Below are 12,335 nucleotides of genomic sequence, written 5' to 3'. Positions count from 1 at the left end.
GCCGGGGGGGGGGGGGGCGCGGAGTTTTCAAAACCACCCCCCCCCCCCCCCCCCGGGGGGGGGGGCCCCCGGCGCTACAGGAACACCGCCCTCTCCCTCCCGGCGTAGAGCGGGGCGATGCCCCGCTGTGTACTTGCCGATGGAACCCGGTGCTACAGGAACCGGTGGCGGCTCAGAACTCGATGTTGTCGATCAGCCGGGTATTTCCCAGCTTGGCGGCCACCAGCGCCACGCGGGCGCCGCTCTGCCCCTCTTCCGGCTCATCCAGGTTCGGCAGCCGCACGGCCGCATAGTCCACCTGGAACCCGGCTGCCTGCAGTTGCGCCGCGCCCGCGGCCTCGACCTGCCCCCGCGGCGTGCCGGCCAGGCTGGCCTCGCGCATGCCCAGCAGCACGCGACGGATCACCGCCGCCTGCGGACGGACCTCGGCGCCGAGGTACTGGTTGCGCGAGCTCATCGCCAAGCCGTCGTCCTCGCGCACGATGTCGCCACCGACGATCTCGATCGGGAAGGCCAGGTCGGCCACCATCTGCCGGATCACCGCCAACTGCTGGTAGTCCTTGCGGCCGAAAGCGGCCATGTCCGGCTGTACCTGGTTGAACAGGCGCGAGACCACGGTGCACACGCCATCGAAATGGCCCGGCCGGTGCGCGCCTTCCAGCAGCGCGCTCACGCCCGGCACATGCACATTGGCGGCCAGTTCGACGCCGAACGGATACATCGACTCGACCGTCGGCAGCCACAGCACATCGCAGCCGGCCTGCTCCAGGCCGCTGGTATCGGCCTCGGGCGTGCGCGGATAGCGGGTGAAATCCTCGTTCGGGCCGAACTGGGTCGGATTGACGAACACGCTGGACACCACGCGGTCGGCATGCCGGCGCGCCAGCGTCACCAGCGAATAGTGGCCGGCGTGCAGGTTGCCCATGGTCGGCACGAAGCCGACCCGCAGGCCCTCGCGCTTCCAGCCGCCGACGATGGCGCGCAGCCGGGAAAGTTCGGTGACGGTCTCGATCATGATGCGTACGCATGCTCCGCGTCGGGGAAGGTACCGGCGCGCACCGCGTCGGCGTAGGCGCGGACGGCGCCGGCCACCGAACCGCCTTCGGCAAGGAAATCCTTGACGAACTTGGGCCGGCGGTGACCGCTGTCCAGGCCGAGGAAATCGTGCATCACCAGCACCTGGCCGTCGCAGCCGGCGCCGGCGCCGATGCCGATGGTGGGGATCGCCACGTCGGCGGTGACCTGCGCGGCCAGCGGCGACGGCACGCATTCGAGTACCAGCAGCGCAGCGCCGGCCTCGGCCACGGCGCGCGCATCGGCGCGCAGCCGTTCGGCGGCCTCGCCCCGGCCCTGCACCTTGAACCCGCCCAGGGTCAGCACCGACTGCGGGGTCAGGCCCAGGTGCGAGCACACCGGGATCTCGCGCTCGACCAGGTAGCGGATCACGTCCAGCTTGAAGCCGGCGCCCTCGATCTTGACCATCTCCGCGCCCGCGCGCAGAAGCTGCAGCGAAGCCTCGAGCGCGCGCTCGGGCGTGGCATCGGCGCCGAAAGGCAGGTCGGCCACCAGCAGGGCGCGCTGCAGTACGCGCGCCACGGCGGTGGTGTGGTAGGCGATGTCGGCCACGGTGACCGGCAGCGTCGAATCGTGGCCCTGCACCACCATTCCCAGCGAATCGCCGATCAGGATCAGGTCGACCCCGTTGGCGTCGAAGGCACGGGCGAAGCCGGCGTCGTAGGCGGTCAACATCACCAGTTTCTGGCCATTGCGCTTGGCCTGCGCCAGCGCCGGGACGGTCCAGGGCTTGCTGTCTGCGTGGGTGCTCATGTGGGGATAACGATCGGTGATGAGCCGCGCATTATCCCCCTATCGGCGCGATACCGCAGGTTTCGATGCCGACCAGCGCGCCACGCACCGTTCCATGGCCGGGAATCACGGCCTCCGGCGCCACGTCGGCCAGCGGCAACAGCGCGAAGGCGCGCTCGTGCAGATGCGGGTGCGGCACCTTCAGCTGCGGCAGGTCGATCACCTGCTCGCCGTACAGCAGCAGGTCCAGGTCGAGCGTCCGCGGCCCCCAGCGCTCGCCCGGCAGGCGCACGCGACCGAAGGCCTGCTCGATGGCCAGCAGGCGTTCCAGCAGCAGCGGTGCCGGCAACGCGGTCTCCAGCGCCACCGCGGCATTCATGAAATCCGGCTGGTCTTCGTTGCCCCATGCCGGGGTGCGGTACAGCCGCGAGGCGGCGAGCAGGCGGCAGTCCGGCAGCGCCGCCAGCGCCCGGATCGCCGCGCGCACGGTCGCCGGCGCGTCGCCGAGGTTGGCGCCCAGCCCGACGCACGCCATGACCATGCGGCCTACTCGCCCGCTGCGGCGCTGCTGCGGCGGCGACGGCGGCGGCGCTTGGGCGCGCCCTCTTCGGCCACGCCTTCTACATGCAGCGAATCCAGTGCCGATTCCAGCTCGCGGCCGGATTGCTGCTGCGCTTCGCGCCAGAACTCGATGTCGGCCGCATGCTCGCTGGACGCGGCCTGGCGCAGCACCAGGAAATCGAACGCGGCGCGGAAGCGCGGATGGGTCAGGGTGCGGAACACGCGCTTGCGCTGGCGCGAGCCGAAGCGCGACTGCAGCAGCCAGATTTCCTGCATCGGCAGCGAGAACCGGCGCGGCAACGCGATGGTGGTGAGCTGGTGCAGGGTGACGCGGTCGGCGGCGCGGCGCTGCGCCTCTTCCGGCGCCAGCCCCTGCCGCTGCAGCGCGATCAGGGTGCGGCAGAACGCCGGCCACAGCAGCAGCGCGAACAGGAAAGCCGGGGACACCGGCTCGTCGTTGGCCACGCGCTCGTCGGTGCTGCGCAGCCCTTCGACCACGAAGCTGCGCAGCGCGCCGCTGCGGTTGCTCTTCAGCGCGGCCGCGCTCTCCGGGAACAGCGCCGCCAGCAGGCCATGGCGCTCCAATCCCTCGAAGCTGGCCACGCCGTGGCCGGACAGGAACAGCTTGAGCACTTCCTCGAACAGGCGCGCCGGTGCGGCTTCGTCCAGCAGGCTGGCCAGGCGCGGGATCGGCGCGGCGGTGGCCGGCTCGATCTCGAAGTCGAGCTTGGCCGCCAGGCGCACCGCGCGCAGCATGCGCACCGGGTCCTCGCGGTAGCGCTGCTCGGGATCGCCGATCAGCTTCATGCGCCGCGCCAGCACGTCCTCGAAGCCGCCGACATAGTCGCGCACCGAGAAGTCCTCGATGGCGTAATACAGGGCGTTGCAGGTGAAATCGCGGCGCACCGCATCGTCCTCGATGCTGCCGTAGACGTTGTCGCGCACCAGCATGCCGTTCTCGACCTCGCGGTCGCCGCTGCCATCGTCGCTGTTGGCGCGGAAGGTGGCGACCTCGATGATCTCGCGGCCGAACACCACGTGCGCCAGGCGGAAGCGGCGGCCGATCAGCCGGCAGTTGCGGAACAGCTGCTTGACCTGCTCCGGAGTGGCGTCGGTGGCCACGTCGAAATCCTTGGGCCGCCCCCCCACCAGCAGGTCGCGGACCGCGCCGCCGACCAGATAGGCGCCGAACCCGGCCTCGCGCAGGCGGTAGAGCACACGCAGTGCGTTCGGGCTGACGTCCTTGCGCGAAATGGTGTGCTGGTCGCGCGGGATGACGCGCAGGGTGAACGGCGTTGTAACTGTGGAATTGATGGTGGCGATTCCGGTTGGGGTTGCAGGGTTGCCTGGCGGCAAACAGGTGCATATACTAGCGCGCTCGCCGGACGCGACCAAACGCTCCCTTCGTCTAGTGGTTAGGACGTGGCCCTCTCAAGGCTAAAACAGGGGTTCGAGTCCCCTAGGGAGCGCCAACTCCGTCCGCGAAATCAAAAAGCCCCGCCCGCGCGGGGTTTTTTGTTGCCTGCCATCCTGGCAACCCTCCTCCGCGCCACCAAAAAGCGATGCCGAAAAAGCCGGCCTCCCGGCTCCCGGCAGTGCCGGCCACCGGCCGGCGGGCGCGCGACGCCGGATTGATGAAGTTGCCGGCCAGCGCTGCTCCTGCGCCATGCAGGCGCGCAATGAGAATGCCTGCGCCCATCCCTCGCTTACTGCTCTAGAATTACGGGGTTCAACGCCGGACCCCGTCATGCCCTTTGTCGTCACCGAAAACTGCATCAAGTGCAAACACACCGACTGCGTCGAAGTCTGCCCAGTGGACTGCTTCCATGAAGGCCCCAACTTCCTGGTGATCGATCCGGACGAGTGCATCGACTGCACCCTGTGCGAGCCGGAATGCCCGGTCAACGCCATCTATCCCGAGGACGACGTGCCCGCCGGGCAGGAAGGCTTCGTAGCGCTGAACGCCGAACTGGCCAGGTCCTGGCCGGTGCTGACCGTGCGCAAGGATCCGCCGGCCGATGCCGCCGAATGGGACGGCAAGCCGGACAAGCTCAAGCTGCTGGAACGCTGACCCGCCTGGCGGGCCACAGGAAAAAGGGCGCCGTCGGCGCCCTTTTCGTTTCCGGTGCTGCCGTCGCCGGCGATGCCCGTTGCCATGGACAGGCCCCGGGCGCACCGCGCCCATGGCGGATGCCGCCACGGGCTGCGATGGCCGCGCTTACTGCGCGAGCTTCGCCTTCAATGCCTCGAGCAGCTTGATCGGCGCCGGGTCGGTGGCCGGCAGGCCGCGCGGATCGACCGCCGACACATAGGCGCCGGCATCGACGCCGACCACGCGCACCAGGAAGTTGCTGCCTTCGTAGGCCACGTCGTACGAGCCCAGCAGCTGCGCGCGGCTGGCGATGGTCACGCCCTCGACCGTGGCGAGCGCGTCGCCGACCTTGCCGAACACCTCGTCGCGGCTGCCCTTGACGGTGAAGCCGCCCTGCGCGGGCTGCGCCGCTGCGGCCTGGGTCGGACGTGCGGCCGAGGCCAGCGCCGGCACCTGCGATGCGCCGGCGGTGTTGGGCAGGTTCAGATCCGGCGGCACTTCGAGCGGACGCATTTCCGGCGCCAGCGCATAGTCGCCGCGCGCGCCGCGGTGGAAACAGCCGGTCGCGGTGACGGTGGTGGCGATGGCGAGCAGTGCCAGCGAAAGTGCGCGTACGGCGGAACGGGAATGACGCATGGTGGATCTCCTGGTTCTGGCCACTGCAAAGGTTCAGTGGCTGGATAGTTCTTCCAGCGCGCCCACGTCGGCCGCCAGATGGTCGGCGGCGGCATGATGCGAGGCGGAAAGCGGCAACAGCGGCAGGCGCAGTCCATGGCCGATGCCCAGGCGCTGCAGCAGCGCCTTGACCGGGATCGGGTTGGATTCAAGGGTGAAGAAATCGTGGTAGGGCTGCAAGCGTGCGTCCCAGGCCTCGGCAGCCGCGTGGTTGCCGGCACGGGCCAGGTCGCACAGGGTACGGAAGGTACCGGGCAGGACATTGGAACCGACCGACACCATACCGTCGGCGCCGGCCAGCATCGAGCGCGCGGCGTTGGCATCGTCGCCGCCAAGGATGGCGAAACCATCGCCGCGCAGTTCCAGCAGCGCCTTCATCCGCGCCATGTCGCTGACCGCTTCCTTGATGCCGACGATGTTCGGGTGCGACGCCAGTGCGGCCACGGTGTCCGGCAGCAGGTCGCAGCCGGTGCGGCCGGGCACGTTGTACAGCACCACCGGCAGGCCGCCCTGTTCGGCCACGGCCAGGTAGTGCTGGCGCAGGCCTTCCTGGGTCGGGCGCACATAGGGTGGCGTGACCACCAGCGCATGGGTGGCGCCGTTGCGCGCGGCGCGACGGGTCGCCTCGATGGTCCTGGCGGTCCCGGACTGCCCGGTCCCCGCCAGCACCGGCATGCGGCCACCCAGGACAGCCACGGCCGCGCGCAGCAAAGCGTCGCACTCGGCCTCGGACAGCGTCGACGCCTCACCCGTGGAGCCGGCCACCACCACACCCTGCGCGCCGCCAGCCGCCTGCAGCGCCAGCAGGCGCTGCCAGCCCTCGGTATCGAGCGCGCCATCGGCAAGGAAAGGCGTCGCCAGGGCGGTGATGAGGCCGGAAATGGACAAGGGAAACGCCGTTCTTCGTGGGGGCTGGGAATCCCGCCTGGAGGCGGGTTCGTGACCGGGGGCATGTTACTTGCCGGTCGAAAGCACGGGCAAGTATGCTGGGTGCCAGCGAACGTGCCCGCGCCGGCGCCGTTCAGACTCACAGAGCATCCCGGAACCACCTTGACCAACAGCACCCCGCGGCCGCAGCCGACCGAAAACCACCTCCTGATCAACGCCTACACGACGCATCCGGAGTCCCCACTGCTGTCCGTCACCCGCCGCATCGCCGACAGCGGCTGCAACCTGGTCGATGCGCGGCTGTCCACGGTGGGCCGCGACGTCTCGGTCACCACGCTGGCCACCGGCTCGTGGGATTCGGTGGCAAAGCTCGAGGCGATGCTGACCCGGCTGGAGCGCGAGGAAGGCCTGAAGCTGGTGTGGTACCGCACCGCCGCCAAGCAGGCACAGTCCAACCTGCTGCCCTACATCGTCGAGGTGATCGCCGCGGACAAGCCGGGCATCCTGTTCCAGCTGGCCGATTTCTTCGACCGCCAGGGCATCACCATCGAGAACCTGCAGAGCACCCGCTACCAGGCCATGCAGACCGGCGCGGAGATGTTCTCGGCGCAGATCACCATTGGCGTGCCGGCCAACATGCACATCGCCGCCCTGCGCGACGATTTCCTCGAGTTCTGCGACCACCTCAACCTGGACGCGATCATGGACCCGATGAAGTTCTGACCGTTCGCGCGCCCGTCACGGGCAGGCGGCGTTTCATGTAATTGCAATCGTAGTAACCCAGGCTCCGGAAAGGATCTGATGAACATCGGCGACACCCTGGACCGCACCACCCTCGACCTGCCGCTGGCCCTGTCCGGCGGCGACATCACCACCCTCGCCGCGCAGGCCGGCCAATGGCTGGTGCTCTACTTCTATCCGAAGGACAGCACCCCCGGCTGCACCACCGAGGGCATCGACTTCAATGCCCTGCTGCCGAAATTCAAGCGCGCCGGCGCGGTGGTGATGGGCGTCTCGCGCGACTCGGTGAAGTCGCACGACAACTTCTGCGCCAAGCAGGGTTTCAAATTCCCGCTCATCAGCGATGCCGACGAGGCGCTGTGCAACGCCTTCGACGTGATCCGCATGAAGAACATGTACGGCAAGCAGGTGCGCGGCATCGAGCGCAGCACCTTCCTTTTCTCGCCCGACGGCACGCTGGTGCAGGAATGGCGCAAGGTCAAGGTCGCCGGCCATGCCGATGCCGTGCTTGACGCACTGAAGGCCGCCCAGTCCAAGTGAAGCCCATCGCCCACTTCGTCCGCCGCGCCCCTGCCCCGCAGGCCGTGGCGGTTTTTCCCTGCCCGTAACCAGGAATCGACGATGACCCGAGGCAAGCGCATCTACGTGCTGGATACCAACGTGCTGATGCACGATCCGACCGCGCTGTTCAAATTCGAGGAGCACGATGTCTACCTGCCGATGCAGGTGATCGAGGAACTGGACAACGGCAAGAAGGGAACCTCCGAGGCCAGCCGCAACGCGCGCCAGGTCAGCCGTTTCCTCAACGAACTGATCGAAGCCTCCGGCATCGGCGGCATCGCCAAGGGCGTTCCGCTGGTGCTGCCGCAGGGGCTGCAGCTGCGCGGCGCGCGCAGCGCCGGCCACCTGTATTTCCAGACCAGCCATTTCGAGGCCGGCAAGAGCTTCGGCGCGGTGATCCCGGACAACGCCATCCTCGGCGCGATCCTCGCGCTGAAGGAACAGACCCCGGACGTACCGGTGGTGTTCGTCTCCAAGGACATCAACCTGCGCATCAAGGCGGCCATCGCCGGCATCGACTCGGAGGACTACGAGAACGACCGCGCGCTGGACGATTTCAGCCTGCTGTATACCGGCGCCACGCCCCTGCCCGAGGATTTCTGGAAGAAGCACTCCAGCGACCTGCGCAGCTGGAGCGACAAGGGCCGCACCAGCTACGAGATCCGTGCCACCGACGACGAGGAATGGTTCCCAAACCAGTATGTCTACCTGCCCGGCGAGGACGAGGTCGAACTCAAGGTCGCCAAGGTGGAGGCCGATGGCCGCATCACGCTTGCCCTGGTGGACGATTTCCGCCATGGCGCGCATTCGGTATGGGGCATCACCGCACGCAACCGCGAACAGAATTTCGCGCTCAACGCGCTGATGGACCCGGAGATCGACTTCGTCACCCTGCTCGGCACCGCCGGCACCGGCAAGACCCTGCTGGCGCTGGCCGCGGGCCTGGCGCAGACCATGGATACCCAGCGCTACCGCGAGATCATCATGACCCGCGCCACGGTCAGCGTCGGCGAGGACATCGGCTTCCTGCCCGGCACCGAGGAAGAAAAGATGACGCCGTGGATGGGCGCGCTCACCGACAACCTGGAAGTGCTCACCCACAACCAGGAAGGCGGCGCCTGGGGCCGCGCGGCGACCAATGACCTGCTCGCCTCGCGCATCAAGATCCGCTCGCTGAACTTCATGCGCGGGCGCACCTTCCTGTCGCGCTACCTGATCCTGGACGAGGCGCAGAACCTCACCCCGAAGCAGATGAAGACCCTGATCACCCGCGCCGGCCCCGGCACCAAGATCGTCTGCCTGGGCAATGTCGAGCAGATCGACACGCCCTACCTGACCGAGACCACCTCGGGCCTGACCTACGCCGTGGACCGCTTCAAGAACTGGCCGCACAGCGCGCACATCACCCTGCGCCGCGGCGAACGCTCGCGGCTGGCCGATTACGCCTCGGAGGTCCTGTGAGAAAGCACCACGCCCTCGCCCTGCTCGCCGCCTGCGCCATCGCGCTGGCGGCCTGCACGCCGGCCAACACCCGCTCCGGCAGCGTGCCGACGGCGATCAAGGCCGGGCAGTCGTGGGTGGTCACCCGCCCGATCGTCGCCGCGCAGGTGCTCGACACCTGCTCGCGCGACAGTCCGGCCAGGCATGCCGATGGCATGAGCGGCTACTGGGCGCCCAGCCGCGCGCAGATCGACGCACTGGAAAGCCGGCTGCAGCAGTTGCAGCCCACCATTGCCGAACCGGCGCGTTCCGGACGCCAGTACGTGGGCTTCATCGCGCAGGGCCGCCAGCTGATCTACATCAACGCCTTCACCCTGCCCGACCACGACAAGACCAACCCGGCGCGCGAAGCGGTGCGGGTCTGCGACGGCGGCGCCGCGTTCTGGGGCGCGGTGTACGACCCGCAGGCCGGGACCTTCTCCGACATCGCGACCAACGGCGGCTTCTGACCGGCCGGCGATACTGTCCGCGACATGGGCATACAGCTTCCCCGTTGGGTGTGGATCGGCGCGATCGCGCTGTCCTGCGTGGCCGGCATGGTCAACGTGGTCGGCTTCCTCGGCTTCGAGCATCAGGCCGTCAGCCACCTCACCGGCACCACCAGCCAGCTCGGCATGGCGCTGGTGCAGCGCGACTGGCGCAGCGTCGCGCACCTGTGGAGCATGCTGATCGCGTTCTCGCTGGGCGCGATGCTGAGCGGGCTCATCGTGCAGGATGGCGCGCTACGGCTGGGCCGGCGCTACGGCGTGGTGCTGACCCTCGAATCGCTGCTGCTGCTGGCGGCGATCCCGCTGTTCAAGCAGCAGCAGATCTGGGGCGCACTGGCCGCGGCCATGGCCTGCGGCCTGCAGAACGCAATGGCCACCACGTTCAGCGGCGCGGTGGTGCGCACCACCCACCTCAGCGGCATGTTCACCGACCTGGGCATCGGCCTGGGCCATCTGCTGCGCGGCCTGCCGCTGCAGGTCCGGCGGCTGACACTCAGTGGCCTGATCATCGGCGGCTTCCTCTCCGGCGGCATCATCGGCGCCTGGCTGTTCCAGCACTTCGGCTACGACGCACTGCTCGCGCCGGCGCTGCTGACCGGCTGTACCGGCGCCACCTACATCGTCTACCGGCTGTCGCGGCGCCTGTATACCGCGCCCTGACGGCAGCGTTGGGCGAAACACTGCACAATCCGGCCATGACGCCTTCCACGCCCGCTTCCGTCCTTACCATCGCCGGCTCCGACTCCGGCGGCGGCGCCGGCATCCAGGCCGACCTGAAGGCCTTCGCCGCCCACCGCGTGCATGGCCTGTCGGCCATCGCCGCGCTGACCGCGCAGAACACCCGCGGCGTCACCGCCGTGCACGTGCCGCCGCTGGAGTTCCTGCAGGCACAGCTCGACGCCTGCTTCGACGATTTCGACATCCACGCGGTCAAGCTCGGCATGCTCGCCAACGCCGACGTCATCCATCTGGTCGCCGACGTCCTGGAAAAACATCGCCCGCCGCAGGTGGTGCTGGATCCGGTGATGGTCGCCACCAGCGGCGCCAGGCTGCTGGAAACCAGCGCGCTGCATGCAATGCGCGAGCGCCTGTTGCCGCTGGCCACGTTGCTTACGCCGAATACGCCGGAGGCCGAACTCCTGCTCGAACGCCGCATCGCCAACGCCACCGAAGCCGAGGATGCGGCCGCCGCGCTGCTGGGGCTGGGCACCGGAGCCGTGCTGCTCAAGGGCGGGCATCTGGACGAAGGCCCACGTGTGATCGACCGCTATTACGATGGCGTCACCGGCGAGGAATTCAGCCACGTCCGCCTGCCGGTGGACGCGCACGGCACCGGCTGCACGCTGGCCTCGGCCATCGCCGCGCAGCTGTGCCGCGGACTGTCCCTGCCCAATGCTTGCGAGGCCGCCATCGACTACGTGGCGCGCGGCCTGCGCGGCGGCTACCGCCCCGGACGCGGCGAGGTCATGGTGCTGGATCATTTCGGCGCATCGGGCCCGGCATGAACACTCACACCGCGCTCGACGTCGCCGCGGCAGACGGACACCGTTTCGAACTGCTCGCCCACGTGCCGCCCCGGCCCGAGGCGGCCGTGCTGTGGCTGCCCGCACTGGGCGTGGCCGCGCGCCATTACCTGCCGCTGGCCGACGCCCTGGCCGCGCGCGGCGTGGCTGTGTTCGTCCACGAGTGGCGCGGCAACGGCAGCAGCAGCCTGCGCGCGGACAGGCGCAACGACTGGGGCTACCGCGAACTGCTGCTGTACGACATCCCCGCCGCCGAAGCGGCCGCCCGCGCGGCGGTGCCGGGCGCCCCGCTGCGGCTGGGCGGGCACAGCCTGGGTGGGCAGCTGGCGTGCTGCCACGCAGGCCTGCATCCGGACGCCTTCACCGCGCTCTGGCTGGTCGCCAGCGGCACCCCATGGTGGCGCGGCTTTCCCGCGCCCCGACGCTGGCTGCTGCCACTGGCCTACCGCTTCCTGCCCTGGCTCGCGCGACAGCGCGGGGCGCTGCCGGGACGCAGGCTTGGCTTCGGGGGAACGGAGGCGCGCGGCCTGATCCGCGACTGGGCCCGCGTCGGCCTGAGCGGCCACTACGCTGCGGCGGGGATGCCCGTCGACCTGGAAGCAGCGATGCATGCCCTCGCGCTGCCGGTGAAGGCGCTGCTGTTCGATGCCGACTGGCTCGCCCCCGCCGGTTCCATGCGCCACCTGCTGTCCAAGATGCCGGCCGCACCGGCGACGCTGCGGATCATGTCCGGCAACGAACTGGGCACGCGCGCCGATCATTTCAGCTGGATGAAATCGCCAGCCATCGTGGCTGATGGCCTGCTGTAATTCCCGTCGCACGATACGGCCCGAGGCTGCAGTAACTTTCGTTATAGGAAAATTTCACAAAAGCGTTGACGCATGCGCTTCATATCAGCATAATTCCGCTCCTGACGACGCGCCCGTAGCTCAGTTGGATAGAGTACCTGGCTACGAACCAGGCGGTCGGGAGTTCGAATCTCTCCGGGCGCGCCAGTTTGGAACACTGTTCTTGCAGTGATCCCCGTCAGAACAATAAAGGTAAAACGCGCCCGTAGCTCAGTTGGATAGAGTACCTGGCTACGAACCAGGCGGTCGGGAGTTCGAATCTCTCCGGGCGCGCCATTACACCGAACAGCAGGCTTTGCCTGCTGTTTTTTTTCGTCCCGGCGACGGCATCTCCATCGCGCTCCGCTCCGGCAACGCAGGCCAGGCGCTCCTTTCACATGGCCGGCGCAAACAACCCCCGCCGCCGATCGACGAACGGATGCCCCGGAACCGCCGGCCGCAGATGGCAGCGGACAGCGCCGGCTCCGATCGCCACGGAAATCCGCCTGTACGGGAACAGTTCCCCGCAGAACAGGCAACGCCCACTGGCGCATCCTGGCCAGGCGCCACGGAACCCCACCATCCTGCAGATCCGGGGTATCACACCAGGGCTACGCCGCCTGCCTCCGCCATTGCAGCCCGGACCGCAGCCCCGCATCCCGCGATGATCCAT

Annotated in this window: 14 protein-coding genes and 3 tRNA genes; 11 read left to right on the top strand and 6 right to left on the bottom strand. The window is 68.7% G+C overall.

The annotated features are described in order from the left end of the window. Positions 1-172 precede the first annotated feature (172 nt). The 4 genes from panC to pcnB are packed head-to-tail and all read right to left on the bottom strand — an operon-like array spanning position 173 to position 3,723. Positions 173-1,015, bottom strand: coding sequence for a pantoate--beta-alanine ligase (gene panC / locus QMX80_RS08420; protein ID WP_282276453.1), 843 nt, complete (start codon positions 1,013-1,015; stop codon positions 173-175). After that, complete coding sequence (gene panB / locus QMX80_RS08415; protein WP_055764928.1) at positions 1,012-1,827, bottom strand: 3-methyl-2-oxobutanoate hydroxymethyltransferase; 816 nt, start codon at positions 1,825-1,827, stop codon at positions 1,012-1,014. Before panB ends, panC begins: the two co-directional genes overlap by 4 nt. A gap of 31 nt (positions 1,828-1,858) precedes the next feature. Next, positions 1,859-2,347, bottom strand: a complete 489-nt coding sequence (gene folK, locus QMX80_RS08410; protein ID WP_055764925.1) for a 2-amino-4-hydroxy-6-hydroxymethyldihydropteridine diphosphokinase — start codon at positions 2,345-2,347, stop codon at positions 1,859-1,861. Positions 2,348-2,352: 5 nt separating this feature from the next. Next, positions 2,353-3,723 (bottom strand): polynucleotide adenylyltransferase PcnB, encoded by a 1,371-nt coding sequence (pcnB, locus tag QMX80_RS08405; protein WP_273081868.1) that lies wholly within the window; start codon positions 3,721-3,723, stop codon positions 2,353-2,355. Positions 3,724-3,764: 41 nt separating this feature from the next. Here pcnB and QMX80_RS08400 point away from each other — a divergent pair. Then, positions 3,765-3,839 (top strand) — tRNA-Glu (locus tag QMX80_RS08400). A 275-nt stretch (positions 3,840-4,114) separates the two neighbouring features. Beyond that, entirely contained in the window at positions 4,115-4,438 is a 324-nt protein-coding gene (gene fdxA, locus QMX80_RS08395; protein ID WP_055764921.1) for a ferredoxin FdxA, read from the top strand. A 147-nt stretch (positions 4,439-4,585) separates the two neighbouring features. On the opposite strand, the gene QMX80_RS08390 is transcribed toward fdxA, so the two are convergent. Both QMX80_RS08390 and dapA read right to left on the bottom strand, forming a co-directional pair. Continuing rightward, the gene (locus QMX80_RS08390; protein ID WP_273081870.1) at positions 4,586-5,095 is read right to left on the bottom strand and encodes a hypothetical protein; all 510 of its coding nucleotides are present in this window, start codon (positions 5,093-5,095) and stop codon (positions 4,586-4,588) included. A gap of 33 nt (positions 5,096-5,128) precedes the next feature. Next, positions 5,129-6,022, bottom strand: a complete 894-nt coding sequence (dapA, locus tag QMX80_RS08385) for a 4-hydroxy-tetrahydrodipicolinate synthase (RefSeq protein ID WP_282276450.1) — start codon at positions 6,020-6,022, stop codon at positions 5,129-5,131. 162 nt (positions 6,023-6,184) lie between these two features. Here dapA and QMX80_RS08380 point away from each other — a divergent pair, with 162 nt between their 5' ends. The 9 genes from QMX80_RS08380 (at position 6,185) to QMX80_RS08340 (ending at position 11,959) form a co-directional block, all read left to right on the top strand. Next, entirely contained in the window at positions 6,185-6,745 is a 561-nt protein-coding gene (locus QMX80_RS08380) for a glycine cleavage system protein R (protein ID WP_055764916.1), read from the top strand. Between the two features lie 78 nt (positions 6,746-6,823). Beyond that, positions 6,824-7,303, top strand: coding sequence for a peroxiredoxin (locus QMX80_RS08375; RefSeq protein ID WP_282276449.1), 480 nt, complete (start codon positions 6,824-6,826; stop codon positions 7,301-7,303). A gap of 81 nt (positions 7,304-7,384) precedes the next feature. Next, a complete protein-coding gene (locus tag QMX80_RS08370; RefSeq protein WP_055764912.1) occupies positions 7,385-8,785 on the top strand; it encodes a PhoH family protein in 1,401 nt (466 codons plus the stop codon). Positions 8,786-8,805: 20 nt separating this feature from the next. Then, positions 8,806-9,273, top strand: coding sequence for a hypothetical protein (locus QMX80_RS08365; protein ID WP_282276455.1), 468 nt, complete (start codon positions 8,806-8,808; stop codon positions 9,271-9,273). A gap of 24 nt (positions 9,274-9,297) precedes the next feature. Further along, positions 9,298-9,972: a YoaK family protein gene (locus QMX80_RS08360; RefSeq protein ID WP_282276445.1), complete on the top strand. Its 675-nt coding sequence runs from the start codon at positions 9,298-9,300 to the stop codon at positions 9,970-9,972. Positions 9,973-10,007: 35 nt separating this feature from the next. After that, a complete protein-coding gene (gene thiD / locus QMX80_RS08355) occupies positions 10,008-10,817 on the top strand; it encodes a bifunctional hydroxymethylpyrimidine kinase/phosphomethylpyrimidine kinase (RefSeq protein ID WP_282276444.1) in 810 nt (269 codons plus the stop codon). Then, positions 10,814-11,644 carry an alpha/beta fold hydrolase gene (locus QMX80_RS08350; RefSeq protein ID WP_282276443.1) on the top strand — a complete coding sequence of 277 codons (831 nt, stop codon included), beginning with the start codon at positions 10,814-10,816 and terminating at the stop codon, positions 11,642-11,644. Before thiD ends, QMX80_RS08350 begins: the two co-directional genes overlap by 4 nt. 109 nt (positions 11,645-11,753) lie before the next feature. After that, positions 11,754-11,830, top strand: a tRNA-Arg gene (locus QMX80_RS08345). 52 nt (positions 11,831-11,882) lie between these two features. After that, a tRNA-Arg gene (locus tag QMX80_RS08340) sits at positions 11,883-11,959 on the top strand. Positions 11,960-12,335 lie beyond the last annotated feature (376 nt).

The organism is Stenotrophomonas sp. PS02297 (assembly GCF_029959705.1).
In the GTDB taxonomy this organism is placed as follows: domain Bacteria; phylum Pseudomonadota; class Gammaproteobacteria; order Xanthomonadales; family Xanthomonadaceae; genus Stenotrophomonas; species Stenotrophomonas nitritireducens.
This window is presented reverse-complemented; position numbering and strand designations above follow the sequence as displayed.

What these genes read in the sequence shown, in the direction of transcription:
- thiD (WP_282276444.1), top strand. Translation starts at nt 10,008, where the DNA reads ATGACGCCTTCCACGCCCGCTTCCGTCCTTACCATCGCCGGCTCCGAC.
- QMX80_RS08375 (WP_282276449.1), top strand. Translation starts at nt 6,824, where the DNA reads ATGAACATCGGCGACACCCTGGACCGCACCACCCTCGACCTGCCGCTG.
- QMX80_RS08350 (WP_282276443.1), top strand. Translation starts at nt 10,814, where the DNA reads ATGAACACTCACACCGCGCTCGACGTCGCCGCGGCAGACGGACACCGT.
- QMX80_RS08370 (WP_055764912.1), top strand. Translation starts at nt 7,385, where the DNA reads ATGACCCGAGGCAAGCGCATCTACGTGCTGGATACCAACGTGCTGATG.
- QMX80_RS08390 (WP_273081870.1), bottom strand. Translation starts at nt 5,095, where the DNA reads ATGCGTCATTCCCGTTCCGCCGTACGCGCACTTTCGCTGGCACTGCTC.
- panC (WP_282276453.1), bottom strand. Translation starts at nt 1,015, where the DNA reads ATGATCGAGACCGTCACCGAACTTTCCCGGCTGCGCGCCATCGTCGGC.
- panB (WP_055764928.1), bottom strand. Translation starts at nt 1,827, where the DNA reads ATGAGCACCCACGCAGACAGCAAGCCCTGGACCGTCCCGGCGCTGGCG.
- QMX80_RS08360 (WP_282276445.1), top strand. Translation starts at nt 9,298, where the DNA reads ATGGGCATACAGCTTCCCCGTTGGGTGTGGATCGGCGCGATCGCGCTG.
- fdxA (WP_055764921.1), top strand. Translation starts at nt 4,115, where the DNA reads ATGCCCTTTGTCGTCACCGAAAACTGCATCAAGTGCAAACACACCGAC.
- folK (WP_055764925.1), bottom strand. Translation starts at nt 2,347, where the DNA reads ATGGTCATGGCGTGCGTCGGGCTGGGCGCCAACCTCGGCGACGCGCCG.